The organism is Streptomyces sp. ISL-99 (genome assembly GCF_018614005.1).
Lineage (GTDB): Bacteria > Actinomycetota > Actinomycetes > Streptomycetales > Streptomycetaceae > Streptomyces > Streptomyces flavidovirens.
On record NZ_JAGGPC010000045.1, the window covers coordinates 145,783 to 172,664 of the forward strand.

Sequence of the window (26,882 nt, forward strand, 5' to 3'; positions counted from 1 at the left end):
ACATGACGAACGATCCGGAAGCGGGTCCGAGGACCCTGTCCGAAGCGGTGTACGACGGCGGGGACGACGCCGTGGTACGGCTGCTGCGCTCCGGCGTACCGGCCGAGCAGACCGACGACGAAGGCGAGACCGCGCTCTACAGAGCGTCCGTGCAGAACCGCCCGGGCATGGTGCGGCTGCTGCTCGCGGCGGGCGCCGATCCCGACCGGGCGAGCGGCCAGGAGGGCGGTGACCTGCCGTTGTGCGGCGCCGCGGTCGGCGGCCACACGGAGGTGGTGGAGGCCCTCCTGTCGGCGGGCGCGACGCCCGACCTGCGTGAGGCGCTGGGGTTCACCGCGATGGCCTGGGCCGTCCGGCAGGGGCACGCGGACACCGTCGAGGCGCTTTTGGAGTACGGCGCCGATCCCGACCTCCCCGCTCCGGGTACGGAGCCGCCCCTGGTGCTCGCCGCGCGGCGCGGGTCCACGGAGACCGTACGGACCCTTCTGCGGCACGGCGCTTCCGCGCGGCGGGAGGCGCTGGAGGAGGCGCTGCGGTGGCTCGAAGTCGATGTGGAGGACGAGCTGCGGGCGGGCCTTCTGGAGACCTTCGCGGACGGTGTGGCGGAGGTCGAGACAGTCACCAGCCGCATCGTGGAGGACGGCGGGGAGACGGTCGTCGTCGAGCTGCTGCGGGACGGCACGTCGTCGGCCGGCGCCGAGCAGCAGACCGGGCACGCCGCGATCGCCACGCTCCTGGAGGAGCGGCTGGGCATCCGTACGCCCTTCGAGGAGCTCGCCGAGCGGGCCCTGAGCGGCGGTGATCCCGGCCGGGACGAGTGGATGGAGTCCGTGGCCGCGCTGTGGCGGCGCGGTGACGAGGAGACGTTCCGGGCGGCGGCCGAGTGGTGCGCGAGCGGTGATCCTCTGCGGCAGACGTTCGCCGCCGACGTTCTGGCGCAGCTCGGCTTCGAGCAGGGCGGGAAGCCGTTCGCCGCGCGGTCCCTGCCGCTGCTGCGGGAGCTGGCGCGCGAGGCGCGGGAATCCGGTCCCGAGCCGGTTCAGGCGGCTGTGCTGGCGCTGGGGCACCACGGTGATCCTGCGGCCCTTCCCGAGATCCTGCGCCACGTCGACCACCCCGACGCCGATGTACGTCACCGGGTGGCCCTCGCCCTCATCGGTCTTGTGCCCGCCGGTCACCGGGAGGGTACGGCGGCGCTGATCACTCTCAGCGGTGACACCGACGAAGAGGTGCGCGACTGGGCGACGCTGGCGCTCGCCGGTCTCGACGCCGATACGCCGGAGATCCGCGAGGCGCTGGCGGACCGCCTGGAGGACCACGATCCCGACACCGTGGCGGAGGCGGCACGCGGTCTGGCGGCGCGCGGGGACGCCCGGGCGGTGGAGGCGCTGGGCCGGCTGCTGCGGGAGGAGGATCCGCAGGGGTACGCGTACGCGACGGCGGTCGAGGCGCTGGAGCACATCGAGGACGCGACGGTGAGGCGCCGGCTGCAACGCACGCCGCCGCGCTACCGGTGAGGGGTCCCGTAACCGGGTCTCCGGTCCTCAAGCGCCGGACGGGCCGGGCGAGGTGCCGCCCCGTGAAGGCAGGCCGGCAGGCTCAAGCCCGTCCGGCGCTTGAGGAGACACTGAAGACCACGCTGCGCGGACCCCTCAGCAGTCGTAGTCGACGAGGTCGAACGACGCGTAATGGTCGGCCGTGTAGTAGTCCTCCTGCGCCGCTTCGCCCGTGACGACGCGGCGGGCGCCGCGGTTCGGTGAGCCCGGTGTGACAACGGTGTACTCGTGGTAGTAGCCGGTGGTCCGGTCCGGCAGGATCTGCTCCCGGTTCTGGAAGACGGTCCCGTCCTGCTCGTACGGGTAGGGCCCGCCGGCCTCGATGAGGTCGAGCGTGTCGTGCGCCTGGGCGGGCAGGGCGGAGTAACAGATGTCACCGACCGCGGGGGCAGGGGCGGCGCTCGCCGCGACCGTGACCGGGCCGCCGACGAGGAGGGCGGAGACGAGGGCGGCGATGCCGCCGATGGCTGAGAGACGTGGGGGGATTCTCATGCGCATCATGATGACGCGCGTAGAGCGTGCCGCGTCAATGCCAACTGGACCTGGTTCTCCGTACGTTCACCTCCCCCACCGCCAACCTCCGGACACTCCACACGTTCTCGCGACCGGACCATCGGGGGCTGCCCGGCCGCACAGGCCGGCGCCCGCGACCGCGCCCCGTACACCCCGCCCGGTCGCCCACTACCGCGCCCCGTACACCCGGCCCGGTGTCGCGGACTCGGCCAGGAGCCGCGCCGCCGCACCGCCCGCCTCCGCCGGGGTCCATCGCGCGCCCTTGTCCGCCGTGGGGCCCGGGCGCCAGCCCTCCATGACCGTGATGCGGCCCGCCTCCGCTTCGAAGACGCGGCCGGTCACCCCCGCCGATGCCGCCGAGCCCAGCCACACGACCAGCGGCGAGACGTTCTCCGGGGCCATCGCGTCGAACTCGCCGTCCGTTCCCGGTGCCGCCATCGTCTCGGCGAAGGTCTGCTCCGTCATACGGGTACGGGCCGCCGGTGCGATCGCGTTGACCTGGACGCCGTACGGCCCCAGCTCCTGCGCCGCGACCAGCGTCAGCCCGACGATCCCCGCCTTCGCGGCCGAGTAGTTGCCCTGCCCCACGCTCCCCAACAGGCCCGCCCCCGAACTGGTGTTGACGACACGCGCCGCCACTTCCCGCCCCGCCTTCGCCTGCGCCCGCCAGTGCACGGCGGCGTACTTCAGCGGCAGGAAGTGGCCTTTCAGGTGTACGCGCACGACCGCGTCCCAGTCGTCCTCGTCCAGGTTGACCAGCATCCGGTCCCGCAGGAAACCTGCGTTGTTGACCAGGGTGTCGAGCCGCCCGAACGTCTCGACCGCCGTGGCGACCAGTGACGCCGCGCCCCCGGCCGTCGCGATGTCCCCGCCGTGGGCCACCGCCTCTCCCCCCGCCGCCGCGATCTCCTCGACCACGCGCTGCGCCGGGCCCGCCGACGCCCCCGCGCCGTCGGGCCCGGCCCCCAGGTCGTTGACGACCACCTGCGCGCCCTCCGCCGCGAAGGCCAGGGCGTGGGCCCGCCCCAGCCCCCGTCCGGCGCCCGTCACGACGACGACTCGCCCGGCGCAGATCCCCGTACCGGTCCCGGTCATTTACCTTCCCCTTTCGCGTGTCCCCGTTCTCCCCGTTCTCCCCGTTCTCCTCGTTCTCCCCGCGACTGCCCGCTGTTGACTGTCGCCGCGTCCAGGAACGCGGGGCGTTCCCCGCCGCCGTGGACGAGGAGGGACGCGCCGCTCACGTACGCCGCCCGCCCGGACGCGAGGAAGACGGCCGCGTCGCCGATCTCGCCGGGTTCCGCGAGGCGGCCCGCCGGGACCGTCCGGCCGACGGCCGCGACGCCGGCCTCGTCGCCGTAGTGCAGGTGCGAGAGTTCGGTGCGGACCATGCCGGGGACGAGCGTGTTCACCCGTACGCCGGGCGCCCACTCCACCGCCATCGATCTGGCCAGGTTCTCCAGCCCCGCCTTGGCCGCCCCGTACGCCGCCGTCCCCGGCGAGGGCCTGGTCCCGCTGACACTGCCGATCATGACGACCGATCCCCCGGTCGCCCGAAGGTGCTCGTACGCCGCCAGAGAGGCCGTCATCGGTGCGGTCAGGTTGAGCTCCACGACTCGCGCGTGACGGGCCGCCTCCCCCTCCCCGAGCAGCCGGTACGGCGTCCCACCCGCGTTGTTGACCAGTACGTCGAGCCGTCCGTACGTCGCCACGACGCCGGTGAAGAAGTCCTGGACGGCCGCCCGGTCCCGCAGGTCGAGCGGCCGGAACTCCGCCTCACGGCCGCTCGCTTCCACCACCTCGTCCGGCGGCCGGCGCGCGCAGATCACGACTCGCGCCCCCGCGGTCAGGAACGCCCGCGCGATGCCGGCGCCGACGCCGCGCGTGCCGCCCGTGACGACGGCGACCCTCCCGTTCAGTTCCATTCGCTGCTACCTTCCCCACCTAACAAATGTTTGGTGGAAAGGTAGCTGATCCGCCCATGGGTGTCTCCACCTCAAGCCCGGAAACCACGGACCCAGGCATTTCCGTCGTCACGGTCGACTTCCCGCCCGTCAACGCCCTCCCCGTACAGGGCTGGTACGACCTCGCCCACGCCGTCCGCGCCGCCGGCCGCAACCCCGCCGTCCGCTGCGTCGTACTCGCCGCCGAGGGCCGGGGCTTCAACGCCGGGGTCGACATCAAGGAGCTGCGGCGCGACGCGGGCCACGCCTCCCTCATCGGCGCCAACCGCGGCTGCGCCGAGGCGTTCGCCGCCGTCTACGAGTGCGAGGTCCCCGTCGTCGCGGCCGTGGGCGGCTTCTGTCTCGGCGGCGGCATCGGCCTCGCCGGCAACGCCGACGCGATCGTCGCCTCCGACGACGCCACCTTCGGCCTGCCCGAGCTGGACCGGGGCGCGCTCGGCGCCGCCACCCACCTCGCGCGCCTGGTCCCGCAGCACCTCATGCGCGCGCTGTACTACACCTCGCGCACCGCCACCGCCGCCGAACTGCACGCCCACGGGTCGGTCTGGAAGGTCGTCCCGCGCGCCGAGCTCCTCGGCGAAGCCCTTGCCCTGGCGCGCGAGATCGCGGGCAAGGACGGCACCCTCATCCGGCTGGCCAAGGCTGCCATCAACGGAATCGACCCTGTGGACGTACGCCGCAGCTACCGCTTCGAGCAGGGCTTCACCTTCGAGGCCAATCTCAGCGGCGTCGCCGACCGCGTCCGTAACACCTTCGGCAACGCCATCCCTGACACCTCGGGTCAGGAGGGCATACGTCCATGACCGACAAGACGATGACAGCGGAAGAAGCCGTCGGGCGGCTCGGCAGCGGTATGACCGTCGGCATCGGCGGCTGGGGCTCGCGCCGCAAGCCGATGGCCCTCGTCCGAGCACTGCTCCGTTCCGAGATCAGTGATCTCACAGTCGTCTCTTACGGCGGCCCCGACGTCGGCCTCCTCGCCGCCGCCGGCAAAATCCGCAAGCTCGTCACCGCCTTCGTCACCCTCGACTCGATCCCCCTGGAGCCGCATTTCCGTACGGCTCGCCAGAACGGCGCGATCGACCTCACCGAGATCGACGAGGCGATGTTCATGTGGGGGCTCCACGCGGCCGCCAACCGGCTCCCCTTCCTCCCCGTCCGGGCCGGCATCGGCTCCGACGTGATGCGCGTGAACCCCGCCCTGCGTACGGTCACTTCGCCGTACGACGACGGGGAGGAGTTCGTCGCCGTACCCGCCCTGCGCCTGGATGCCGCACTCGTCCACCTGAACCGCGCCGACCGGCTCGGCAACGGCCAGTACCTCGGACCCGACCCGTACTTCGACGACCTCTTCTGCGAGGCGGCCGACACGGCGTACGTCTCCTGCGAGCAGGTGGTCGAGACGGCGGAACTGACGAAGTCCGCGCCGCCGCAGAGCCTCCTCGTCAAGCGCCACTACGTCACCGGCGTCATCGAGACGCCGAACGGCGCGCATTTCACCTCGTGCGCCCCCGACTACGACCGCGACGAGGCCTTCCAGCGGGTGTACGCCGCCACCCCCTGGCCCGAGTTCGCCGGGCGCTTCCTGTCCGGCAGCGAGAAGGCCTATCAGTCCGCCGTACAGGCGTGGCACGAGGAGCAGCAGTGACCACCAAAGCCGCCACACCCCACACCGCCACCCGCGCCGAACACTGCGTCATCGCCTGCGCCGAAGCCTGGCGCGGCAACGGCGAGGTCCTCGCCAGTCCCATGGGCGCGATCCCCGCCATCGGTGCCCGCCTGGCGAAGCTCACCTTCTCCCCCGACCTCCTCCTCACCGACGGCGAGGCCCTGCTGGTCGGTCTCGACGGGGCGCCGGAGGGCTGGCTTCCGTACCGTCAGCACCTCGCCATGGTCACCGGTGGCAGGCGTCACGTGATGATGGGCGCGAGCCAGATCGACCGCTTCGGCAACCAGAACATCTCCTGCATCGGCGACTGGCGGCAGCCCGCGCGCCAGCTCCTCGGGGTACGCGGGGCGCCCGTCAACACCCTCAACAACCCGACGAGTTACTGGATCCCGAGGCACTCCACCCGCGTCTTCGTCGACAGGGTCGACATGGTGTCGGGCGTCGGCTACGACAGCGCGGCCGCCGCGGGCCCGAGCGCCACCCGCTACCACCGCATCCCACGTGTCGTCACCGACCTCGGCGTCCTCGACTTCGACACCCCCGACCACTCGATGCGCCTCGCCTCCCTGCACCCCGGCGTCACGGCCGCCCAGGTCCAGGAAGCGACAGGCTTCGCGCTCACCGTCCCCACGGACGTCCCGTACACCCGCGAGCCCTCTGCCGAGGAACTCCGCCTGATCCGCGAGGTCATCGATCCGGAGGGCTTGCGCGACCGCGAGGTCAGGGCCCGATGAAGACGGCGCTCACCGAGCTCACCGGCGTCGAACACCCCATCGTCCAGACCGGTATGGGCTGGGTCGCGGGCCCTCGCCTCGTATCGGCCTGCGCCAACGCGGGCGCGCTCGGCATCCTCGCGTCCGCGACGATGACCACCGAGCAGCTCCTGCGCGCCGTACGCGAGGTCAAGTCCCGTACGGACGCCCCCTTCGGGATCAACCTGCGGGCCGACGCGAGTGATGCGCGGAGTCGTGTACGGGTCATCATCGGCGAGGGCGTGAAGGTCGCCTCGTTCGCGCTCGCGCCCTCCAAGGACCTGATCGCGGAGCTGAAGGACGCGGGCGTCGTCGTCATCCCGTCCATCGGCGCGCGCCGGCACGCCGAGAAGGTCGCGGCGTGGGGCGCCGACGCCGTCATGGTGCAGGGCGGCGAGGGCGGCGGCCACACCGGAGAGGTGGCAACCACGGTGCTCCTCCCCCAGGTTGTCGACGCCGTGGACATCCCCGTGATCGCCGCGGGCGGCTTTTACGACGGCCGTGGCCTGGTCGCCGCGCTGGCGTACGGCGCGGCGGGCATCGGGATGGGCACGCGCTTCCTGCTCACCTCCGACTCGACGGTCCCGGACACGGTCAAGGCGCGGTACCTGGCGGCGAGCGTAAAGGACGTCACGCTCACGACGGCCGTCGACGGTCTCCCGCACCGCATGCTCCGTACGGACCTCGTCAACTCCCTCGAAGGGGCGGGCCGTACGAAGGCGCTGGCGCAGGCGGTGCGCCGTGCGGCCGGATTCAAGAGGATCTCGGGGCAGAGCTGGGCCGCGATGGTCCGCGACGGCCTGGCCATGAAACACGGCAGGGACCTGACCTGGAGTCAGGTGTTGCTGGCCGCCAACACCCCGATGCTGCTCAGGGCCTCCATGGTGGAGGGCCGCACCGATGTCGGTGTGATGGCGTCCGGGCAGGTGGCGGGGCTGATCGACGATCTGCCGTCCTGCGCGGAACTGGTGGCACGCGTCATGGCCGAAGCGAACGAAACGCTCGGACGATTCCCGGCACCCCCGACGTCACTCCGCACCTCGACCGGCGCGCTGCCGACACCGGAATGAATCCTTTTCCGCAAAACAATTGCGAGTTACGTACTGCTGCGGGCGCACGGCGGAGTGGAGCTGTCGGCGTCGAACGCTTATCGCGCGGCGTACGACGCCAACGTGCGTGAGTGGCTGAAGCAGTCCGATTGACACACCACCCGGATCTGCTGATTCCGCTCCAGGAGGTGAAAGTCCGGCCGCGCCGCCCGGCGGGGCGCAAGCCCGGCGGGGCGTAAGCCCGGCCGGGCGGCGCGAAGCGGAAAAGCGCCGCAGGGCAGCCGGTCGCCCCTACGCTGCCGCGCTGCGGCTACCGCCCTGGGCGCGGCCACCGCGCCCACGCCCACGACCGCCACTGCCCTGCGCACGCTCGCCCTGCGCCGCTCCCGCACGGCCACCGCCCTGTGCCCGCGCACCGGCACGCTCGCCCTGCGCACGGCCACCGGCGCCACCACGACCACCCGCACCGGCTCCGGCACGACTACCCGCGCCACCAGCACCAGCACCGGCACCCGCGCCCGCGCCCGCACGACCACCAGCACCCGCACGACCACCAGCGCCACCCTGGGCGCGCTCGCCCTGCGTACGGCCGCCACCCTGCGTACGGGCGCCGCCGCCCAGGCCGCCGCCGGCACCGCGACCCGCGCCACCACCACGCCCACCGCTCTGCTGCGGACGGCGCTTCGGCTTCGCGGAAGCCTGCTGCTGCTGCGGAACCTCGATCACGATGGCGACGCCCGAGGGCTCGCGCGCACCGGTGATCCGGGTCAGCTCGTCGTCGCTGGACTTGACCCGCGCGGTCTGCGGGACGATGCCGGCGGCCGACATCAGCTGCGTCATCTCACGCTTCTCGTCGGGAAGCACCAGCGTGACGACGCTGCCGGACTCGCCCGCGCGAGCGGTACGGCCGCCACGGTGCAGGTAGTCCTTGTGGTCGGTCGGCGGGTCCACGTTGACCACGAGGTCGAGGTCGTCGACGTGAATGCCGCGGGCCGCCACATTGGTCGCCACCAGCGCGGTGACCTGCCCGGTCTTGAACTGGTCGAGCGTGCGGTTGCGCTGCGGCTGCGAACGGCCGCCGTGCAGCGCCGCCGCGTACACACCGCTGGCCAGCAGCCGCTTCGCGAAGCGGTCCGCGGCGCGCTTGGTGTCCACGAAGAGGATCACCCGCCCCTCGCGGGCGGCGATGCGCGTGGCGACGGCCTTCTTGTCGGTCTCGTCGGCGACGTACAGCACGTGGTGCTCCATCGTCGTCACCGCGCCCGCCGACGGGTCGACGGAGTGGACCACCGGATCGGTCAGGAACATCCGCACCAACCGGTCGACGTTCCGGTCGAGTGTCGCCGAGAACAGCATCCGCTGCCCGTCCGGCTCGACCTGCTTCAGCAGCGCTGTGACCTGCGGAAGGAAGCCCATGTCGGCCATCTGGTCGGCCTCATCGAGGACGGTGATCGACACCTGGCCGAGGTCCGCGTCACCGCGCTCGATGAGGTCCTTCAGGCGGCCGGGGGTGGCGACGAGCACCTCCGCGCCACGGCGCAGCGTGTTCGCCTGCTTGGTGATCGACATGCCGCCGACGACCGTGGCCATCCGCAGGTTCACGGCCGTGGCGTACGGCGTGAGCGCGTCGGTGACCTGCTGCGCGAGCTCGCGGGTGGGCACCAGGACCAGGGCGAGCGGCGCGCGCGGCTCGCAGCGCCTGCCCGCGGTGCGGGCGAGCAGCCCGAGGCCGAAGGCGAGGGTCTTGCCGGAACCGGTGCGTCCGCGGCCGAGGATGTCGCGGCCCGCGAGCGTGTTCGGCAGGGTCGCGCCCTGAATGGGGAACGGCTCGGTCACACCCTGGGCCGCCAGGGTCTTGAGGAGGGCCGCGGGCATGTCGAGATCGGCGAAGTTCTCGACGGGCGGCAGCGCCGGGGTAATCGTCTCCGGCATCGCGAATTCACCCTGCACAGGCGTGGCCCTGCGGGCGGCACCCTTTGCGGGGGCCTTGCCGCGAGCGGGCTGCGCGGAGCGGTTGCGGGCGGGACGCGCGGAGCGTGCGGTGGTGGCGGCGGCGGGGCGTTCGGAGCGGGTCATTCAGATTTTGCCTTCCTGGAAACAAGCACAAGCCGGGGCCCGCACCTTCACGGTGCGGGCCCCGGCTAGCGAGGTATCGCGTCGGCGAATTAGGCCGGGACGATGTTCTCCGCCTGCGGGCCCTTCTGGCCCTGCGTGACGTCGAAGGAGACCTTCTGGCCCTCCTGGAGCTCACGGAAGCCCTGGGTGGCGATGTTCGAGTAGTGAGCGAAGACGTCAGCGCCGCCGCCGTCCTGCTCGATGAAGCCGAAGCCCTTTTCCGAGTTGAACCACTTCACGGTTCCAGTAGCCATGTCATTCTCCTAAAAAACTGGGGCAGATCCGGAAATCCGGACTGTACGGATTCCACGTCGCCGCAATGAGCCCCATCCGGAGAACCGGAAAACAAAATGCGCCTGAGGAAGCATTCCCGTCAGGCGCACATAATGTTTATGGGTACCAAAACTGCAACTCGCTCACTCTAACACGATGACGCCGGAGCACCACCCCTTCGCCGCAAGAAGATCGTCGTACCACCGGAGGCGCGAACCCGCCCCCCTCAGCAGCCCCCTCAGCCCCTCAGACACGTTCGATGATGGTGACGTTCGCCTGGCCGCCGCCCTCGCACATCGTCTGGAGGCCGAACCGGCCCTGCGTACGCTCCAGTTCGTGCAGCAGCGTCGTCATCAGTCTGACGCCGGTCGCCCCCAGCGGGTGACCCAGTGCGATCGCGCCGCCGTTGACGTTCACCCGGGCCGGGTCCGCGCCCGTCTCCTTCAGCCAGGCCAGCACGACCGGCGCGAAGGCCTCGTTGATCTCGACCAGGTCCATGTCGTCGATCGCCATGCCGGCCTTCTTCAGTGCGTACGCCGTCGCCGGAATCGGCGCCGACAGCATCCGGATCGGGTCCTCCCCCCGCACCGACAGGTGGTGGATACGGGCACGCGGCGTCAGCCCGTGTACCGCGACCGCCCGTTCGGACGCGATCAGCATCGCCGCCGCCCCGTCCGAGATCTGCGACGAGCACGCCGCCGTGATCGTGCCGCCCTCCAGAACCGGCTTCAGCCCCGCCATCTTCTCCAGCGTGGTGTCGCGGCGCGGCCCCTCGTCGGCCGTCGCGTCCCCGTACGCCACCGTCTCCCGCTCGAAGCGCCCCTCGTCGATGGCGCGCACCGCCCGCTGGTGCGAGCGCAGGGCGTACTCCTCCATGTCGAGCCGCGAGATGCCCCACTTCCCGGCCATCAGCTCCGCCCCGTAAAACTGGTTCACCGGCAGTGAGCCGTACCGCTCCCGCCAGCCCTGCGAGCCGGCGAACGGGCCGTCCGTGAGGCCCAGCGGCTCGGCCGCCTGCCGGGACGCGAAGGCGATGGGGATCTGCGTCATGTTCTGCGTGCCCCCGGCGACCACCAGGTCCTGCGTCCCCGACATCACGCCCTGCGCCGCGAAGTGCACCGCCTGCTGCGAGGACCCGCACTGGCGGTCGATCGTGACGCCGGGCACCTCCTCGGGCAGCCCCGCCGCCAGCCACGCCGTACGGGCGATGTCGCCCGCCTGCGGTCCCACCGTGTCCAGGCAGCCGAAGACGACGTCCTCGACCGCCGAGGGGTCGATGCCGGAGCGCGCGACGAGGGCCTTCAGAACGTGCGCTCCGAGGTCGGCCGGGTGGACGGCCGCGAGGCCTCCCTTGCGCCGGCCGACCGGGGTCCGTACCGCTTCGACTATGTAGGCCTCGGCCATGGCTGCTGCTCCTTCGGGTTACGTGTCGCGTCTTACGTACGCAGGGCGATGCCGTCCAGGACCATCGACAGGTACTGGCGGGCGATCTCCTCGGGGCTGTGCAGGCCGCCCGGCCGGTACCAGGACGCGGCGACCCAGACCGTGTCCCGGACGAAGCGATAGGTGAGCCGGATGTCGAGGTCGGCGCGGAAGACCCGCGCCGCGACCCCGCGTTCCAGCGTCCCCAGCCACGCCTTCTCGAACTTCTGCTGCGAGTCGGCGAGGTAGTGGAAGCGGGGCTGCGCGGACAGGTGCCTGGACTCCTTCTGGTAGATCGCGACGGCGGCGCGGTGCCGGTCGATCTCCCTGAAGGACTCGGTGACGAGCGCCTCGATGGTCTCCCTCGGCCCGAGCCCGGCGGCGAGCACGGCGTCGTACCCCTGCCACAGCTCGTCCAGGAAGGTCGAGAGGATCTCGTCGAGCATCGATTCCTTGGAATCGAAGTGGTAGTAGAGGCTGCCCGCGAGCATGCCCGCCGCGTCCGCGATCTTGCGGACGGTGGTGGCGTTGTAACCCTGGGCGGCGAACACCTCGGCTGCCGTGCCGAGGAGTTCACGGCGCCGCTCGGGCGAGGCGGTCACCTGGTTCTTCTTCTTGTCAGGCACGTTGTTAGGCACGCTGCCATTGTCCGCCCGGGCACGGTCCGCCTGGGCATCGGCTAGGCGCGCTGGCTGCTGATGGAGACCGTCTCGCCGGTCATGTACGAGGAGTAGCCGCTGGCGAGGAAGACGATGGCGTTTGCGACCTCCCAGGGCTCGGCGTACCGTCCGAACACCTCACGCTCGGTGAGTTCCGCGAGCAGTTCGGCGGAGGTGACCTTCACCAGGTGCGGGTGCATGGCGAGGCTGGGGGCGACGGCGTTGACCCGTACGCCGTACGCCGCCGCCTCGACCGCCGCGCACCGGGTGAGCGCCATGACGCCGGCCTTGGCGGCCGCGTAGTGGGCCTGGCCGGCCTGGGCGCGCCAGCCGACGACGGAGGCGTTGTTGACGACGACGCCGCCGCGGCCGGCCGCCTTCAGGGTGCGCAGGGCCGCGCGGGTGCAGCGGAAGGTGCCGTTCAGTGTCACGTCGATGACCTTGGACCACTGCTCGTCGGTCATGTCGACGAGTTCGGCCGTGCCGCCGAGGCCCGCGTTGTTGACGATGATGTCCAGGCCGCCGTGTTCGCGTACCGCGCGGTCGAAGAGCGCCTGCACCTCGGTCTCTTCGGTGACGTCGCACGGCAGGGAGGCGACGTTCCCGGCGCCGAACTCCTCGGCGAGCGCCTCCTCGGCCGCGCTCAGGCGGCGGGCGTGGGCGTCCCCGATGACGATGCACGCGCCCTCCTCCAGGAATCTGCGCGCCGTGGCGCCGCCGATGCCGGCGCCGGCCGCGGCGGTGATGACTGCGGTACGCCCCTTGAGCAGACCGTGGCCCGGTACGTACTCGGGGCGTGGGGCGCGGAACTCCTCGACGCTGCTCATGGCCGTACGTTAACCTACCAAACACTTGTTAGGGAAGGATGAGCCGATGCCCACGCCCACCGCCCACGAGCCCCCCGTGCTGTACGAGCGACGCGGACCCCTCGCCTACGCCACCCTCAACCGCCCGCGCTACCGCAACGCCCAGAACTCCGCGATGACCTACGCCCTGGACGCGGCCTTCTACCGCGCCGCGGCGGACTCCGAGGTGAAGGTCATCGTGCTGGCCGGAGCCGGCGAGCACTTCTGCGCCGGCCACGACATCGGCACCCCCGAACGCGACGCCCATCTGCCCTTCGAGCGCAAGGCGGGCCTGTGGTGGGACCACTGCGACAAGCAGGGCGCCGAGTCGCGCTTCGCGCGTGAGTCGGAGGTCTATCTGGGGATGTGCCGGCGCTGGCGCGAGCTGCCGAAACCGGTCGTCGCGTCCGTCCAGGGAGCGTGCGTCGCGGGCGGGCTGATGCTCGCCTGGATCTGCGACCTGATCGTCGCTTCCGAGGACGCGTTCTTCGCCGATCCGGTGGTGCGGATGGGCATCCCCGGAGTCGAGTACTTCGCGCACCCGTGGGTGATGCCGCCGCGGATCGCCAAGGAGTTCCTCTACACGGGCGACCGGATGCCGGCGCGCAGGGCGTACGAGGTCGGCATGGTCAACCGCGTCGTGGAACGGGCCGAACTGGCGGAGCGTACCGAGGAACTGGCCCTCCGGATCGCCGCGATGCCGCGCCTGGGCCTGGCCCTCACGAAGCGGGCCGTGAACCAGGCGGAGGACCTTCAGGGCATGCACACCGGCATGGACTCGGTCTTCGGACTGCACCACCTCGCCCACGCCCACAACGCCGAGACCGCCGCGGACCCGCTCGGCGGGATGGATGTGTCCGCGATGAAGAAGGCGAGTACCTGATGGACTTGCGGCACACGCCGGAGGAGGACGCCTTCCGCGCCGAGGCGCGGGCGTGGCTGGCCGCGCACCTCCCCGCGGAGCCGCTCCCCTCCCTGGAGACGGAGGAGGGTTTCGCCGCGCACCGCGCGTGGGAGGCACGGTTGCACGCGGACCGCTGGTCGGTGGTGTCGTGGCCGCGGGAGTACGGCGGGCGGGGCGCCGACATCTTCAAGTGGCTGCTCTTCGAGGAGGAGTACTTCGCGGCGGGCGCTCCGGGGCGGGTCTCGCAGAACGGCATCAGCCTCCTCGCGCCGACGCTCTTCGACCATGCCACCGCAGAGCAGCGCGCCCGCGTTCTGCCGGCCATGGCGAGCGGCGAGGTGATCTGGGCGCAGGCCTGGTCCGAGCCCGAGTCGGGATCGGACCTCGCCTCCCTCACGTCACGCGCCGTACGGACGGAGGGCGGGTGGCTGCTGTCCGGCCAGAAGACGTGGTCGTCGCGGGCCGCCTTCGCGGACCGGGCCTTCGGGATCTTCCGTACGGACCCCGGGGCGGCGAAGCCGCACCACGGCCTGACCTACCTGATGTTCGATCTGAGGGCGGACGGTGTCACGGTCCGCCCCATCGGCCGGCTCGACGGCAAACCGGCCTTCGCGGAGGTCTTCCTGGACGACGTGTTCGTGCCGGACGAGGACGTCATCGGGGAGCCGGGGCAGGGCTGGCGGATCGCCATGTCGACGACGGGGAACGAACGCGGGCTGACCCTGCGCTCCCCCGGCCGTTTCGTCGCCGCCGCCGACCGGCTCGTACAGCAGTGGCGTACGTCGGCGGATCCTTCGGACACGGCGCTGCGCGACCGGGTGGCGGACGCGGTGGTCGGGGCGCGCGCGTATCAGCTCTTCACGTACGCCAACGCTTCGCGCTTCGCGGCGGGCACGGCCCTTGGAGCGGAGTCCAGCCTCAACAAGGTCTTCTGGTCCGACTACGACATCGCCCTGCACGAGACCGCGCTCGATCTGCTGGGCGCGGACGGCGAGCTGGCGCGGAGCGAGTGGGCGGAGGGCTATGTGTTCGCGCTCGCCGGGCCCATCTACGCGGGGACGAACGAGATACAGCGCGACATCATCGCCGAGCGCCTCCTCGGCCTGCCGAAGGGCCGCCGCTGATGAGGTTCCTGCTGACCGACGAGCAGGCCGCTTTCGGGCGTTCCCTGGAAGCGCTGCTGACGGCCGCGGACACACCTTCTGTCGTACGGGCATGGGCGGCCGCAAACGCCGTTCCCGGGAACGCGCTGTGGGTGCGGCTCGCCGAGGCGGGGGTCTTCGCGCTGGCCGTTCCCGAGGCGTACGAGGGGGTGGGGCCGCTGCCGGTCGAGCTGGCGGTGGCCTGTGTGGAACTCGGGCGGCATGCGGTGCCCGGTCCGGTGGTGGAGACCGTCGCGGCCGCCGTCCTGCTGGCCCGCCTCGCCGAGCACGGCGAGGCGGGTCCCGCGAAGCGGCTGCTGCCGGCGCTGGCGGGGGGCGCGGCGAACGCGACGCTCACGCTTCAGGGCTGCGGCCCGTACGCGCTGGACGCGGATTCGGCGACGTACCTCCTCACCGTGCGCGGGGACGAGCTGCGGCTCGCTCCCGGGTACGGCGCGCTCCAGGCGTCGGCGGATCCGGCGCGCCGGCTGTACCGGCCGGAGCCGGGCGGCGAACTGCTCGCCTCGGGACCGGCGGTGACGGCGGCCGCCGCGTACGCCGCCGACCACGCGGCGTTCGCCACCGCCGCGCAGGCGCTGGGCACCGGGCTGGCGCTGCTGGACCGGACGGTGGCGTACGTCAAGCAGCGCACGCAGTTCGGGACGGCCATCGGGGGCTTCCAGGCGGTCAAGCACCGGCTGGCCGACACCCTGATCGGGCTGGAGTTCGCCCGGCCGCTGCTTTTCGGCGCGGCACTGTCCATGACCTCTGCCGACATCGCCGCCGCGAAGCTCACGGCGGGCGAGGCCGCGTACGCCGCCGGGCGGACCGCGCTCCAGTTGCACGGGGCGGTCGGCTACACGGAGGAGCTCGACCTCTCCCTCTGGCTCCGCAAGGCCCGCCCGCTGCGTGACGCGTGGGGGACGCCGTCGGAGTGCCGGGCGAAGGTACTGGCTGGCCCATGACGCCGCCGGGCGTACGGTAACTCGCCGCACGCGACGCACCGCAGGTGCCTGCCGCAGGTCCTTGCCGCAGGCCGACGCACCGCCACGCCGCACCGAGATCCGCACCCGCCCCCCACCCCTGCCCACCGGGCCCTCAGTCCTCCCGAGGCGCTTCGTCGCCGTTGCCCCGGCGGATCGTCCGTACCGGACTGCCCGGCCGCCAGGCCCGTACGACGAGCGAGTCGCCCTCGATGGAGGTCCCGACCACCTCGGTCAGTTCCACGCGGAACAGGTGGAACGGCTCCGGCGGCTTGGTCCCCTCGGAGTAGCGGGCGATCACGTCGGCGTCGGTGATCTCCACCGCCCGGCCGCTGATCCGTACGTCCCCGTCCCGCAAATCGTCGCCCTCACCCGGGTTCGCCTGGACGGCGAAGCGCGGATCGCGCCGGAGGTCCAGCGCCTTGCGCGAGTTCGGCATCATGCCGAGCCACAACTCGCCATGGAGGAACGACACTTCGAGCCCGGTCACACGCGGCGATCCGTCCTTGCGGATCGTCGCGAGGACATGGTGCTTGTACTGCTGGAACCGCTGCTGCGCGGCCTGCGCGAACTGCGGTTCCGCCGCCTGGAAGTCTGCCCAACTCATAGCCATGGCGACATTGAAGCCGTGATACCCGACATCTCCTGTCGGGTATCACCGAAGCCGTCCCAGAACCGACAACACGCGTAGGCCAACACCCGTTGACATCATCCCGCCCTCCGCTCTACATTGGGCCAACAAGCGTTGACCAACAGGTGTTGGCATCAGGAGGTCGCCATGAACGGCACGACCGGTACCACTTTCCAGCGCAACGTCGTCGTAGTGGGGGCCGGCCCCACCGGCCTGCTCCTCGCCGGCGACCTCGCGGCCGCCGGTGTCCCCGTCACGGTGGTGGAGCGTCGCCCGCAGGGCATCAGCAATCTCACCCGGGCCTTCGGCGTGCACGCCCGCACCCTGGAGCAGCTCGATGCCCGCGGCCTCGCCGACGAGCTGGTCGCGACCGGCCAGATCATCAGCCGGCTGCGGCTCTTCGGCTCGCTCTCCCTCGACATCTCCGATCTCCCTTCGCGCTTCCCGTACTTGCTGGTCACCCCGCAGTTCGAGGTGGACAAGCTGCTCCTGCGCCGGGCCGAGAAGAACGGCGCAACGTTCGTGTACGGAGCGGAGGTCACCGGGCTCACGCAGGACGAGACGGGTGTGACCCTCGACGTGCGGCGCGAGGACGGAACGGCCGACGCGCTGCGGGCCGCCTACGCCGTGGGCGCCGACGGGGTTCGCAGCGCCGTGCGCAAGGCCCTGCGCATGCCCTTCCCCGGACACTCGGTCATCAAGTCGATCGTCCTGGCCGACGTGCTGCTCGCGGAGGAGCCCGACCGTACGGCCGTGATCAACGGCATGGGTACGGCCTTCGGCTTCCTCATCCCCTTCGAGGACGGGTACTGGCGCGTGGGCGGCTGGGACCGTACGCGCGGCGCGATCCCCGACACGGCGCCCGTCGAACTGGAGGAGCTGCGTGCGATCACCCGGCGCGCCTTCGGCAGCGACTTCGGTATGCACGACGCCCGCTGGATGTCCCGGTTCCACAGCGACGAACGCCAGGTCCCGCGGTACCGGGTGGGCAGGGTCCTTCTCGCGGGCGACGCGGCGCACACGCACTCCGCGGCCGGTGGCCAGGGCATGAACACCGGCCTCCAGGACGCGGCCAACCTCGGCTGGAAGCTGGCCTCCGTGGTCAACGGGCAGGCGCCGGAAGCCCTGCTGGACTCGTATCACGACGAAAGGCACCCGGTCGGCAAGGCCGTGCTGCGCAGCAGCGGCGCGCTCCTCCGCCTGGCCATGGCCCACACCCCGCTGCAGCGCGGACTCCGCGCCCTGCTGACCCTGGCCGTCGGCAACGTACGCCCGGCTGCCCGCAGGGCGATCGGCCAGATCACGGGCATCGGTTACGCGTACGGCGCTCCTCGCGGCGCCCACCCGTTCACCGGCAAGCGCGTTCCGGACGTCGAGCTGCAGGAGGGCCGACTGTACGAGCAGCTTCGCGCGGGGCGGTTCGTGCTCATCACCCCGCGAGGCGCGGAGGTCGACCACGACGGGCGGCTCACCGTGGCGCACTGGGCGAGTGACCGCCGTACGACTCTGCTCGTCCGTCCCGACGGCTACGCGGCCTGGGCCTCGGAAACCGCCGGCAGCGAGCCCGTCACCGTGTCGACCGCCGCCGGCGAGATGGGGATCTCCTGGAAGCCCGCGACGCGTGGGGCGATACCGCGCGACTGAACCCGCGCGGACGGCCCGCTCGCGGGTGTCGCCCGCAGGCCGCGCGGCTCAGCCGGTCGTGAGGGTGAGAGTGGGGGTGAGGGTGACAACCGCCGCGTGACCTTGGGCGGACAGCGCGCCCGGCGACCCGGTCATGACGGCGTCGTACGGGGCGAGGGTGATGCCGTCGAACGACGCGGTCCCGTCGAGTGCGACGATCACCACCGTCCCGTTGGGCGGGACTGCGACATCCAGGCCGCCGCGCACCACCGCGACCCGCGCGGTGGTGCGGCCCCTGCGGTGCATGACGTTGAAGTTCACGACCCGGCCGTCGAGCAGCCGGCAGTCGGTGGCGACGTCGCCGGGGAAGTCCTGCGGGACGTAACACTGGTCCACGAGCCGCCGCTCCCCGCCCACCATGAGGTCCATCCCGGCACCTTCGGCCATCGTCAGGATGCGGTCCACCTCGGGGAATGCCGAGAACGGGCCGTCCGCTTCGACCTCCGCGAGGCTGATCCGCCAGTCGAAGTCGGCCATCCCGGCGCCCTCGGGTGAAGCCGCGATCTCCCGGGTGACCCCGCCGCCGTTCTTCCACGCCACGGCCTCACGGTCGGCCGCCCTCAGCACCCGGACCGTCATCGCACGATGCCCTGCGCCCGCGCCGCCGCCAGCCACGCGGGGAACTCGCGCACCAACTGGTCGTACAGCTCCCCGTCCGAGACCTGGCGCGGGTCCAGCCCGGCATGGAAGTAGCCCGCGTTGTCGACCACACGCCTCGCCGGGACGGCCAGTTCGTCCAGCTTGCGCAGGAAGTCGAACTGCGTGCTTCGCGTATTGCCGAAGCCCACGAACTGCCAGAACAGTGGAAGCTTCGCGGCCTTGCAGACGTACCGCTCCGCCGCGAGCTTGTTGATGGGACCGCCGTCGGTCTGGAAGGCGACGAGTGCGGGCGCAGTCGATCCGCTGTCCAGGTAGTGGTCGATCACCGCGTCCATGGCCAGGTGATAGCTGGTCTTGCCCATGTGCCCGAGCCCGGCGACGATCTTGTCGATGCGCCCCTGGTGGTTGTCGAGGGCGATGTCCGTGATCGCGTCGACATCCGTCGAGAAGAACACGAGCGGCACGCTGCCGTCGTCGTCGAGATGGGCGGACAGCCCGAGCACCCGGTCGGCGAGCGCCTGCACGCTGCCGTCCTGGTAGTACGGCCTCATGGAACCCGAGTAGTCGAGGACGAGGTAGACGGCCGCGCGCTGCCCGCTCAGCCCGTGATTCTGCACCGAGGCTCCGGCGCTCTTGTACAGGCTGACGAGCGCGGGCGCGGTCTCCTCGACCTTGTGGAGGCTTATCGCCACGTCGGATCTCCGTTTCGTACGGGGTTACGGGGCTGGCGGGAAGTGGCAGCGCAGGCAGGTCTGCTGAGGTTACGTCACCGGCATCCGGCCGGGGCCCGCACTGCGAGCAGCGGCCGGTACGGACCCGTGCGTTATCTTGAGCGGCGCCGACCCCACCGGCTCTCCCCGTTTGTCCTGAAGAAGCCCAAGGAGCCGGCCGTGGAAGCCGCCGTCACGACGTGTTACCGCCACCCCAAGTACGAGACGTACGTGAGCTGCACGCGCTGCGAACGGTTCATCTGCCCCGACTGCATGCGGGAGGCGGCCGTCGGTCACCAGTGCCCCGAGTGCGTGAAGGACGGCCACAAGTCCGTCCGCCAGGCGCGCACGGTCTTCGGTGGCGCGGTGGCCGGGGCGGCCGCGCCGGTGGTGACGTACGCGCTGATCGCTCTGAACGTTGCCGCCTACCTCGGTGAACTGGCGCGCCCCGACCTCGTCGGCCGGTTCGGCATGCTCGGCTGGGGCCTGCTGGGTCCCGAGAGCGGAGGCTACGCCGCCCCGACCGTCGCCGGGGTGGCCGACGGCGAGTGGTACCGGCTGCTCACCGGCGCGTTCCTCCACCTGCGTCCGACCGGGGGCAGCTTCGGGATCATGCACATCGTCATGAACATGCTCTGCCTGTGGAATGTGGGCAGGACGGTCGAGGACCAGCTCGGCCGGGCCCGTTACGCCGCTCTCTACCTGCTGTCCGCGCTCGGCGGCTCTGTACTGGTCTACCTGATCGCGCCGCACAGCATCGTCGTGGGCGCCTCGGGCGCGATCTTCGGCGTCTCGGCCTCGTACTACGTGATCTGCCGCCGCCTGGGCCGCGACATGCAGGCGGTCAACCGCTTCATGGCCGGGCTCATGATCTGGATGGTGGTGTCCGCCCTCTTCGCCTCCTGGCAGGCCCACCTGGGCGGCCTGCTCACCGGCGGCCTGGTCAGCCTGGCCCTGGCGTACGCACCCCGTAAGAACCGCACCGCGATCCAGGTGGCCGCGGGCGCCGGGGTGCTGGTGCTGCTGGTCGTGCTCGTACTGATGAAGACGTCATCGCTGACGTCCTTCGCGGCCTGACAGTCAGGACGCGCCGCGGCGCCCACCCAGTGTCCGGTCGGGGACAGGGCAGGCGCCGCGTTCAGTTCCGCACGCCGTTGTGCGGGACGTTTTATTTGCCGGGGCGTACGTCAGACGGTCAGCGCACGGTCCGTCGGCTTCACCGGGGCGGGCAGCTCGCTCGTCCCCGTCAGGAACCGGTCCACGCCACGCGCCGCCGACCGCCCCTCGGCGATCGCCCACACGATGAGCGACTGACCGCGGCCCGCGTCACCGGCGACGAAGACGCCGTCGACGTTCGTCGCGTACTGCGCGTCGCGAGCGATGTTGCCGCGCGCGTCGAGCTCCAGACCGAACTGCTGGACCAGGCCGTTCGCCTGGTCGGTGCCGGTGAAGCCCATCGCCAGCGTGACGAGCTGAGCGGGGATCTTCCGCTCCGTGCCCGGCTTCTGCTCCAGCTTGCCGTCCTTGAACTCCACTTCGACGAGGTGCAGGAACTGGACGTTGCCGTCCTCGTCGCCCTCGAAGTGGGTGGTCGAGACGGAGTAGACCCGCTCGCCGCCCTCCTCGTGCGCGGAGGTGACCTTGTAGAGCATCGGGAAGGTCGGCCACGGCTGGTTGGCGTTACGCTCCTCGCCCGGCTTCGGCATGATCTCCAGCTGAGTGACGGACGCCGCGCCCTGGCGGTGGGCGGTGCCCACGCAGTCCGCGCCGGTGTCGCCGCCGCCGATGACCACGACGTGCTTGCCCTCGGCGGTGATCGGGGAGGCCGTCAGGTCGCCCTCCTGCACCTTGTTGGCGAGCGGCAGGTACTCCATCGCGAAGTGGATGCCGTTCAGGTCACGGCCCGGTACGGGCAGGTCGCGGGAGACCGTCGCGCCGGCGGCGATGACCACCGCGTCGTAACGACGCCGCAGCTTCGCGGCGTCGATGTCGCGGCCGATCTCCACTTCCGTACGGAACTTGGTGCCTTCCGCGCGCATCTGCTCGATGCGCCGGTTGATGTGCACCTTCTCCATCTTGAACTCGGGGATGCCGTAGCGCAGCAGTCCGCCGATGCGGTCGGCGCGCTCGTACACCGCGACCGTGTGACCGGCCCGCGTCAGCTGCTGAGCTGCGGCGAGACCCGCAGGCCCCGACCCGATGACGGCGACGGTCTTGCCCGAAAGACGCTCGGGCGGCTGCGGCGTGACGTCACCGTTCCCCCACGCCTTGTCGATGATCGAGACTTCGACGTTCTTGATGGTGACGGCCGGCTGGTTGATGCCGAGCACGCACGCCGACTCGCAGGGAGCCGGGCACAGCCGCCCGGTGAACTCCGGGAAGTTGTTGGTGGCGTGCAGCCGCTCGCTCGCCGCCGCCCAGTCCTCGCGGTAGGCGTAGTCGTTCCACTCGGGGATGAGGTTCCCGAGCGGGCAGCCGTTGTGGCAGAACGGGATGCCGCAGTCCATGCAGCGGCCCGCCTGCTTGCTGATGATCGGCAGCAGGGAGCCGGGAACGTAGACCTCGTTCCAGTCCTTGACGCGCTCACCGGCGGGTCGGGTCTTGGCGACCTCACGGCCGGTGGTCAGGAAGCCCTTGGGGTCAGCCATTGGTCGCCGCCTCCATCATCTTCTCGGTGGTCTCCTGCTCGGAGAGACCGGCGAGCTCAGCGGCGTCCTTGGCGGCGAGCACTGCCTTGTACGTGGACGGGATGATCTTGCTGAAGCGGGTCACGGCGGTGTCCCACTCGGCCAGCAGCTTCGAAGCGACCGTGGACGCGGTCTCCTCCTCGTGGCGGCGCACCACATCGTGCAGCCACAGCTTGTCGGCGTCGTCGAGCGCCTCGACGGCCCCGGCGTTGCCGGAGTTGACGTTGTCCGGGTCGAGGTCGATGACGTACGCGACGCCGCCGGACATGCCGGCCGCGAAGTTGCGCCCGGTCTCGCCCAGTACCACCGCGCGGCCGCCGGTCATGTACTCGCAGCCGTGGTCGCCCACGCCCTCCGAGACGACCGTGGCGCCGGAGTTACGGACGCAGAAGCGCTCACCGGTCCTGCCCCGCAGGAAGAGTTCACCGCTCGTCGCGCCGTACGCGATCGTGTTGCCCGCGATCGTCGAGTACTCGGCGAGGTGGTCGGCGCCCCGGTCCGGCCGGACGATGATCCGGCCGCCCGAAAGGCCCTTGCCCACGTAGTCGTTGGCGTCGCCTTCGAGCCGCAGCGTCACGCCACGGGGGATGAAGGCGCCGAAGGACTGACCGGCCGATCCCGTGAAGGTGATGTCGATGGTGTCGTCGGGCAGACCCGCCCCGCCGAACTTCTTCGTCACCTCGTGACCGAGCATCGTGCCGACGGTCCGGTTGATGTTGCGGATCGCGACCTGCGCGCGGACCGGCCCGGCGGCCTCGGCGTTGTCCACGGCCAGGGCGTCGGCGGCGAGCTTGATCAGCTCGTTGTCGAGCGCCTTCTCCAGCGCGTGGTCCTGGACGGTGATCTGGTGACGGACCGCGCCCTCCGGCAGCTCGGGGACGTAGAAGAGCGGCTCCAGGTCGAGACCCTGCGCCTTCCAGTGCTCCACGGCCGCGTCGGTGTCGAGCAGCTCGGCGTGGCCGACGGCCTCTTCGAGCGTACGGAAACCGAGCTCGGCCAGCAGCTCGCGTACTTCCTCCGCAATGAACTGGAAGAAGTTGACGATGTACTCGGCCTTGCCGGAGAACCGGTCGCGCAGGACCGGGTTCTGCGTGGCGATGCCGACCGGGCACGTGTCGAGGTGGCAGACGCGCATCATGACGCAGCCGGAGACGACGAGCGGCGCGGTCGCGAAACCGAACTCCTCGGCGCCGAGCAGCGCGGCGATGATCACGTCGCGGCCGGTCTTCAGCTGACCGTCGGTCTGGACGACGATACGGTCGCGCAGCCCGTTGAGCAGCAGCGTCTGCTGCGTCTCGGCGAGCCCGAGCTCCCAGGGACCGCCCGCGTGCTTCAGCGAAGTGAGCGGAGAAGCACCCGTACCACCATCATGACCCGAGATCAGCACCACATCGGCGTGCGCCTTGGACACACCCGCCGCGACCGTGCCGACACCGACCTCCGACACCAGCTTCACGTGGATACGCGCGGCCGGGTTGGCGTTCTTGAGGTCGTGGATCAGCTGAGCCAGGTCCTCGATGGAGTAGATGTCGTGGTGCGGCGGCGGCGAGATGAGCCCTACGCCCGGCGTCGAGTGCCGGGTCTTGGCGACCCACGGGTAGACCTTGTGACCGGGCAGCTGACCGCCCTCACCGGGCTTGGCACCCTGCGCCATCTTGATCTGGATGTCATCGGCGTTGACCAGGTACTCGCTCGTCACACCGAACCGCCCGGAGGCGACCTGCTTGATGCTGGAGCGCCGCGCCGGGTCGTACAGCCGCTCGGCGTCCTCGCCGCCCTCACCGGTGTTGGACTTGCCGCCCAGCTGGTTCATGGCGATGGCGAGGGTCTCGTGCGCCTCCTGGGAGATGGAGCCGTACGACATGGCGCCGGTGGAGAAGCGCTTGACGATCTCGGAAGCGGGCTCGACCTCGTCGATCGAGATGGCCTCACGCCCACTCTTGAACCCAAACAGCCCACGCAGCGTCATCAGCCGCTCGGACTGCTCATTAACCCGGTCCGTGTACTGCTTGAAGATGTCGTACCGGCGGTTGCGCGTGGCGTGCTGGAGGCGGAAGACCGTCTCCGGGTCGAACAGGTGCGGCTCGCCCTCGCGCCGCCACTGGTACTCGCCGCCGATCTCCAGCGCGCGGTGCGTGGCGGCGATGCCGGAGGCCGGGTACGCCTTGGCGTGCCGGGCGGCGACCTCCTTGGCGATGATGTCGAGACCGGCGCCGCCGATCTTGGTCGCCGTACCGTTGAAGTACTTCTCGACGAAGGCCTCGTCCAGACCGACGGCCTCGAAGACCTGCGCGCCCCGGTAGGAGGCGACGGTCGAGATGCCCATCTTGGACATGACCTTCAGGACACCCTTGCCCAGGGCGTAGATCAGATTCCGGATGGCCTGCTCGGGCTCGGCGCCCTCGATGAACGTACCCGCCCGGACGAGGTCCTCCACGGACTCCATGGCCAGGTACGGGTTGACGGCGGCAGCACCAAAACCGATCAGCAGCGCGACGTGGTGCACCTCGCGCACATCGCCGGCCTCGACGAGCAGCCCCACCTGGGTGCGCTGCTTCGTACGGATCAGGTGGTGGTGCACGGCGGAGGTCAGCAGCAGCGACGGAATCGGCGCGTGCTCGGCGTCCGAGTGCCGGTCGGAGAGCACGATCAGGCGGGCGCCGGCCTCGATGGCGGCGTCGGCCTCGGTGCAGATCTCCTCGATACGGGCGGCCAGCGCGTCGCCGCCGCCGCTCACGCGGTAGAGGCCGGACAGCGTGGCGGCCGTCAGGCCCGGCATGTCACCGTCGGCGTTGATGTGTATCAGCTTGGCCAGCTCGTCGTTGTCGATCACCGGGAACGGCAGCGTGACGTTGCGGCAGGTCGCTGCGGTCGGCTCCAGGATGTTGCCCTGGGGGCCGAGCGAGGAACGCAGCGAGGTGACGAGCTCCTCGCGGATGGCGTCCAGCGGCGGGTTGGTGACCTGCGCGAAGAGCTGGGTGAAGTAGTCGAAGAGCAGCCGGGGCCGCTCGGACAGCGCCGCGATGGGCGAGTCCGTACCCATGGAACCGAGCGGCTCGCCGCCCGTACGAGCCATCGGCGCGAGGATGACGCGCAGCTCTTCCTCGGTGTACCCGAAGGTCTGCTGGCGACGCGTGACCGAGGCGTGCGTGTGCACGATGTGCTCACGCTCGGGCAGGTCCTCCAGCTCGATCTCGCCGGCTTCCAGCCACTCCTGGTACGGAGCCTCGGCGGCCAGACCGGCCTTGATCTCGTCGTCCTCGATGATCCGGTGCTCGGCGGTGTCGACGAGGAACATCTTGCCGGGCTGCAGCCGTCCCTTGCGGACCACCTTCGCGGGGTCGATGTCGAGCACACCCACCTCGGACGACAGCACGACAAGCCCGTCGTCGGTCACCCAGTAGCGACCGGGACGCAGACCGTTGCGGTCGAGTACGGCGCCGACCTGGGTGCCGTCGGTGAAGGTGACGCAGGCCGGGCCGTCCCAGGGCTCCATCATCGTGGCGTGGTACTGGTAAAAGGCCCGCCGGGCCGGGTCCATGGAGTCGTGGTTCTCCCACGCCTCGGGGACCATCATCAGCACCGCGTGCGGCAGCGAGCGCCCGCCGAGATGGAGCAGCTCCAGTACCTCGTCGAAGGAAGCGGAGTCCGACGCGTCGGGCGTACAGACGGGGAAGATCCGCTCCAGCTTCTCGGCTCCGAACAGATCGGAAGCAAGCTGGGACTCACGGGCCCGCATCCAGTTGCGGTTGCCCTTGACCGTGTTGATCTCGCCGTTGTGCGCGACGAAGCGGTACGGGTGGGCGAGCGGCCAGCTCGGGAAGGTGTTGGTGGAGAACCGCGAGTGGACCAGAGCCACCGTCGTCGCGAAGCGCCGGTCGGACAGGTCCGGGAAGAACGGTTCGAGCTGCCCGGTGGTGAGCATGCCCTTGTAGACGATGGTGCGCGCGGAGAGCGACGGGAAGTAGACACCGGCCTCACGCTCGGCGCGCTTGCGCAGCACGAAGGCCTTGCGGTCCAGGTCCAGCCCGGTCGACGTTCCGTCTGCCACGAAGATCTGAGCGAAGGCGGGCATGGTGGCGCGGGCCCCATTGCCGAGCAGCGAGGGAGTGACGGGAACCTCACGCCACCCCAGGACGTCGAGCCCTTCGTCAGCGGCGATCGTCTCGATCTCCGAGACGGCCTGTGCGGAGCCGTCTGCGGGAAGGAAGGCGATGCCGACGGCGTACGCCCCGGCCTCGGGGAGGTCGAAGTCGGTGACCTCGCGGAGGAAGGCGTCGGGGACCTGGAGCAGGATTCCGGCGCCGTCGCCGGAGTCGGGCTCGGATCCCGTGGCACCGCGGTGTTCGAGGTTGCGCAGTACGGTCAGCGCCTGCTCGACCAGCTCATGGCTGGCCACACCGGTAAGGGTGGCCACAAAGCCGACGCCACAGGCGTCGTGCTCGTTACGGGGGTCGTACATCCCCTGCTGGGCGGGGCGACCGTCCATGGGCGACCAGGCGTCGGAACGCATCGGCACTCCCGTCGTCGTCGTGGCATATGCAACTACCGAGGGACGACGTTGGCCCTCCGCGAAATTTCGTGCAGGTTACATGATGGCTGGCTTCTCGCGAAGTGGATAGCGCATTCCAACATGCGGACACCACGCATAGCGGTGCAGGTGGTTCACGTGCGGACAGACCGACACTTGTCTGGGTCGTCACAGAGCAGGCCTCATTGCCTGCGGTG

23 protein-coding genes are annotated in these 26,882 nt (G+C 70.8%); 10 read left to right on the forward strand and 13 right to left on the reverse strand.

Annotated elements, in window-relative coordinates:
- Window positions 1-2: 2 nt before the first annotated feature.
- On the forward strand, window positions 3-1,517 hold the full coding sequence (locus J7E91_RS26690; protein WP_214908982.1) for an ankyrin repeat domain-containing protein: 1,515 nt from the start codon (window positions 3-5) through the stop codon (window positions 1,515-1,517).
- A gap of 135 nt (window positions 1,518-1,652) precedes the next feature.
- On the opposite strand, the gene J7E91_RS26695 is transcribed toward J7E91_RS26690, so the two are convergent.
- The 3 genes from J7E91_RS26695 to J7E91_RS26705 all read right to left on the reverse strand — a co-directional run bounded on the left by J7E91_RS26695 (window position 1,653) and on the right by J7E91_RS26705 (window position 3,991).
- The gene (locus J7E91_RS26695; protein ID WP_214908983.1) at window positions 1,653-2,048 is read right to left on the reverse strand and encodes a ribonuclease domain-containing protein; all 396 of its coding nucleotides are present in this window, start codon (window positions 2,046-2,048) and stop codon (window positions 1,653-1,655) included.
- Between the two features lie 189 nt (window positions 2,049-2,237).
- Complete coding sequence (locus J7E91_RS26700; RefSeq protein ID WP_214908984.1) at window positions 2,238-3,164, reverse strand: SDR family oxidoreductase; 927 nt, start codon at window positions 3,162-3,164, stop codon at window positions 2,238-2,240.
- Window positions 3,161-3,991, reverse strand: coding sequence for an SDR family oxidoreductase (locus J7E91_RS26705; RefSeq protein ID WP_214908985.1), 831 nt, complete (start codon window positions 3,989-3,991; stop codon window positions 3,161-3,163). The genes J7E91_RS26700 and J7E91_RS26705 overlap by 4 nt, the downstream gene beginning before the upstream one ends.
- A 56-nt stretch (window positions 3,992-4,047) precedes the next feature.
- On the opposite strand from J7E91_RS26705, the gene J7E91_RS26710 reads away from it, so the two are divergent.
- The 4 genes from J7E91_RS26710 to J7E91_RS26725 are packed head-to-tail and all read left to right on the forward strand — an operon-like array spanning window position 4,048 to window position 7,521.
- Window positions 4,048-4,833, forward strand: a complete 786-nt coding sequence (locus J7E91_RS26710) for an enoyl-CoA hydratase family protein (RefSeq protein WP_214908986.1) — start codon at window positions 4,048-4,050, stop codon at window positions 4,831-4,833.
- On the forward strand, window positions 4,830-5,678 hold the full coding sequence (locus J7E91_RS26715) for a CoA transferase subunit A (protein WP_214908987.1): 849 nt from the start codon (window positions 4,830-4,832) through the stop codon (window positions 5,676-5,678). The genes J7E91_RS26710 and J7E91_RS26715 overlap by 4 nt, the downstream gene beginning before the upstream one ends.
- Window positions 5,675-6,433, forward strand: a complete 759-nt coding sequence (locus tag J7E91_RS26720; RefSeq protein ID WP_214908988.1) for a CoA-transferase subunit beta — start codon at window positions 5,675-5,677, stop codon at window positions 6,431-6,433. The genes J7E91_RS26715 and J7E91_RS26720 overlap by 4 nt, the downstream gene beginning before the upstream one ends.
- Entirely contained in the window at window positions 6,430-7,521 is a 1,092-nt protein-coding gene (locus J7E91_RS26725; RefSeq protein WP_214908990.1) for a nitronate monooxygenase family protein, read from the forward strand. The genes J7E91_RS26720 and J7E91_RS26725 overlap by 4 nt, the downstream gene beginning before the upstream one ends.
- Before the next feature lie 270 nt (window positions 7,522-7,791).
- Here the strand turns inward: J7E91_RS26725 and J7E91_RS26730 are convergent, their stop codons facing one another.
- The 5 genes from J7E91_RS26730 to J7E91_RS26750 form a co-directional block, all read right to left on the reverse strand.
- The gene (locus J7E91_RS26730; protein WP_214908993.1) at window positions 7,792-9,576 is read right to left on the reverse strand and encodes a DEAD/DEAH box helicase; all 1,785 of its coding nucleotides are present in this window, start codon (window positions 9,574-9,576) and stop codon (window positions 7,792-7,794) included.
- Between the two features lie 89 nt (window positions 9,577-9,665).
- Window positions 9,666-9,869 carry a cold-shock protein gene (locus tag J7E91_RS26735; protein WP_015607926.1) on the reverse strand — a complete coding sequence of 68 codons (204 nt, stop codon included), beginning with the start codon at window positions 9,867-9,869 and terminating at the stop codon, window positions 9,666-9,668.
- Between the two features lie 265 nt (window positions 9,870-10,134).
- A complete protein-coding gene (locus J7E91_RS26740; protein WP_214908995.1) occupies window positions 10,135-11,292 on the reverse strand; it encodes an acetyl-CoA C-acetyltransferase in 1,158 nt (385 codons plus the stop codon).
- Between the two features lie 32 nt (window positions 11,293-11,324).
- On the reverse strand, window positions 11,325-11,936 hold the full coding sequence (locus J7E91_RS26745) for a TetR/AcrR family transcriptional regulator (RefSeq protein WP_214909046.1): 612 nt from the start codon (window positions 11,934-11,936) through the stop codon (window positions 11,325-11,327).
- A gap of 53 nt (window positions 11,937-11,989) precedes the next feature.
- On the reverse strand, window positions 11,990-12,796 hold the full coding sequence (locus J7E91_RS26750) for an SDR family oxidoreductase (RefSeq protein ID WP_214908997.1): 807 nt from the start codon (window positions 12,794-12,796) through the stop codon (window positions 11,990-11,992).
- Between the two features lie 46 nt (window positions 12,797-12,842).
- Here J7E91_RS26750 and J7E91_RS26755 point away from each other — a divergent pair, with 46 nt between their 5' ends.
- The 3 genes from J7E91_RS26755 to J7E91_RS26765 are packed head-to-tail and all read left to right on the forward strand — an operon-like array spanning window position 12,843 to window position 15,825.
- Window positions 12,843-13,697, forward strand: a complete 855-nt coding sequence (locus J7E91_RS26755; protein ID WP_214908999.1) for an enoyl-CoA hydratase — start codon at window positions 12,843-12,845, stop codon at window positions 13,695-13,697.
- The gene (locus tag J7E91_RS26760; RefSeq protein WP_214909001.1) at window positions 13,697-14,842 is read left to right on the forward strand and encodes an acyl-CoA dehydrogenase family protein; all 1,146 of its coding nucleotides are present in this window, start codon (window positions 13,697-13,699) and stop codon (window positions 14,840-14,842) included. Before J7E91_RS26755 ends, J7E91_RS26760 begins: the two co-directional genes overlap by 1 nt.
- Complete coding sequence (locus J7E91_RS26765; protein ID WP_214909003.1) at window positions 14,842-15,825, forward strand: acyl-CoA dehydrogenase; 984 nt, start codon at window positions 14,842-14,844, stop codon at window positions 15,823-15,825. Before J7E91_RS26760 ends, J7E91_RS26765 begins: the two co-directional genes overlap by 1 nt.
- 133 nt (window positions 15,826-15,958) lie before the next feature.
- On the opposite strand, the gene J7E91_RS26770 is transcribed toward J7E91_RS26765, so the two are convergent.
- Window positions 15,959-16,450, reverse strand: a complete 492-nt coding sequence (locus J7E91_RS26770; protein ID WP_214909048.1) for a pyridoxamine 5'-phosphate oxidase family protein — start codon at window positions 16,448-16,450, stop codon at window positions 15,959-15,961.
- A gap of 171 nt (window positions 16,451-16,621) precedes the next feature.
- Between J7E91_RS26770 and J7E91_RS26775 the strand changes: the two genes are divergently transcribed.
- On the forward strand, window positions 16,622-18,118 hold the full coding sequence (locus J7E91_RS26775) for an FAD-dependent oxidoreductase (RefSeq protein WP_214909005.1): 1,497 nt from the start codon (window positions 16,622-16,624) through the stop codon (window positions 18,116-18,118).
- Between the two features lie 48 nt (window positions 18,119-18,166).
- Here the strand turns inward: J7E91_RS26775 and J7E91_RS26780 are convergent, their stop codons facing one another.
- Window positions 18,167-18,736 carry a HutD family protein gene (locus J7E91_RS26780; RefSeq protein ID WP_214909007.1) on the reverse strand — a complete coding sequence of 190 codons (570 nt, stop codon included), beginning with the start codon at window positions 18,734-18,736 and terminating at the stop codon, window positions 18,167-18,169.
- Entirely contained in the window at window positions 18,733-19,449 is a 717-nt protein-coding gene (locus J7E91_RS26785; RefSeq protein ID WP_214909009.1) for a VWA domain-containing protein, read from the reverse strand. The genes J7E91_RS26780 and J7E91_RS26785 overlap by 4 nt, the downstream gene beginning before the upstream one ends.
- Before the next feature lie 198 nt (window positions 19,450-19,647).
- Here J7E91_RS26785 and J7E91_RS26790 point away from each other — a divergent pair, with 198 nt between their 5' ends.
- Window positions 19,648-20,544, forward strand: a complete 897-nt coding sequence (locus J7E91_RS26790) for a rhomboid family intramembrane serine protease (protein ID WP_214909011.1) — start codon at window positions 19,648-19,650, stop codon at window positions 20,542-20,544.
- Between the two features lie 110 nt (window positions 20,545-20,654).
- Here J7E91_RS26790 and J7E91_RS26795 read toward each other — a convergent pair whose 3' ends face one another.
- Both J7E91_RS26795 and gltB read right to left on the reverse strand, forming a co-directional pair.
- Window positions 20,655-22,115 carry a glutamate synthase subunit beta gene (locus tag J7E91_RS26795; RefSeq protein WP_214909013.1) on the reverse strand — a complete coding sequence of 487 codons (1,461 nt, stop codon included), beginning with the start codon at window positions 22,113-22,115 and terminating at the stop codon, window positions 20,655-20,657.
- Window positions 22,108-26,667, reverse strand: coding sequence for a glutamate synthase large subunit (gene gltB, locus J7E91_RS26800; protein WP_214909015.1), 4,560 nt, complete (start codon window positions 26,665-26,667; stop codon window positions 22,108-22,110). Before gltB ends, J7E91_RS26795 begins: the two co-directional genes overlap by 8 nt.
- Window positions 26,668-26,882: the final 215 nt, after the last annotated feature.

What these genes read in the sequence shown, in the direction of transcription:
- J7E91_RS26705 (WP_214908985.1), bottom strand. Translation starts at nt 3,991, where the DNA reads ATGGAACTGAACGGGAGGGTCGCCGTCGTCACGGGCGGCACGCGCGGC.
- J7E91_RS26715 (WP_214908987.1), top strand. Translation starts at nt 4,830, where the DNA reads ATGACCGACAAGACGATGACAGCGGAAGAAGCCGTCGGGCGGCTCGGC.
- J7E91_RS26690 (WP_214908982.1), top strand. Translation starts at nt 3, where the DNA reads ATGACGAACGATCCGGAAGCGGGTCCGAGGACCCTGTCCGAAGCGGTG.
- J7E91_RS26735 (WP_015607926.1), bottom strand. Translation starts at nt 9,869, where the DNA reads ATGGCTACTGGAACCGTGAAGTGGTTCAACTCGGAAAAGGGCTTCGGC.
- J7E91_RS26775 (WP_214909005.1), top strand. Translation starts at nt 16,622, where the DNA reads ATGAACGGCACGACCGGTACCACTTTCCAGCGCAACGTCGTCGTAGTG.
- J7E91_RS26760 (WP_214909001.1), top strand. Translation starts at nt 13,697, where the DNA reads ATGGACTTGCGGCACACGCCGGAGGAGGACGCCTTCCGCGCCGAGGCG.
- J7E91_RS26725 (WP_214908990.1), top strand. Translation starts at nt 6,430, where the DNA reads ATGAAGACGGCGCTCACCGAGCTCACCGGCGTCGAACACCCCATCGTC.
- J7E91_RS26750 (WP_214908997.1), bottom strand. Translation starts at nt 12,796, where the DNA reads ATGAGCAGCGTCGAGGAGTTCCGCGCCCCACGCCCCGAGTACGTACCG.
- J7E91_RS26795 (WP_214909013.1), bottom strand. Translation starts at nt 22,115, where the DNA reads ATGGCTGACCCCAAGGGCTTCCTGACCACCGGCCGTGAGGTCGCCAAG.
- J7E91_RS26770 (WP_214909048.1), bottom strand. Translation starts at nt 16,450, where the DNA reads ATGAGTTGGGCAGACTTCCAGGCGGCGGAACCGCAGTTCGCGCAGGCC.
- J7E91_RS26730 (WP_214908993.1), bottom strand. Translation starts at nt 9,576, where the DNA reads ATGACCCGCTCCGAACGCCCCGCCGCCGCCACCACCGCACGCTCCGCG.
- J7E91_RS26700 (WP_214908984.1), bottom strand. Translation starts at nt 3,164, where the DNA reads ATGACCGGGACCGGTACGGGGATCTGCGCCGGGCGAGTCGTCGTCGTG.
- J7E91_RS26695 (WP_214908983.1), bottom strand. Translation starts at nt 2,048, where the DNA reads ATGAGAATCCCCCCACGTCTCTCAGCCATCGGCGGCATCGCCGCCCTC.
- gltB (WP_214909015.1), bottom strand. Translation starts at nt 26,667, where the DNA reads ATGCGTTCCGACGCCTGGTCGCCCATGGACGGTCGCCCCGCCCAGCAG.
- J7E91_RS26780 (WP_214909007.1), bottom strand. Translation starts at nt 18,736, where the DNA reads ATGACGGTCCGGGTGCTGAGGGCGGCCGACCGTGAGGCCGTGGCGTGG.
- J7E91_RS26765 (WP_214909003.1), top strand. Translation starts at nt 14,842, where the DNA reads ATGAGGTTCCTGCTGACCGACGAGCAGGCCGCTTTCGGGCGTTCCCTG.
- J7E91_RS26755 (WP_214908999.1), top strand. Translation starts at nt 12,843, where the DNA reads ATGCCCACGCCCACCGCCCACGAGCCCCCCGTGCTGTACGAGCGACGC.
- J7E91_RS26740 (WP_214908995.1), bottom strand. Translation starts at nt 11,292, where the DNA reads ATGGCCGAGGCCTACATAGTCGAAGCGGTACGGACCCCGGTCGGCCGG.
- J7E91_RS26710 (WP_214908986.1), top strand. Translation starts at nt 4,048, where the DNA reads ATGGGTGTCTCCACCTCAAGCCCGGAAACCACGGACCCAGGCATTTCC.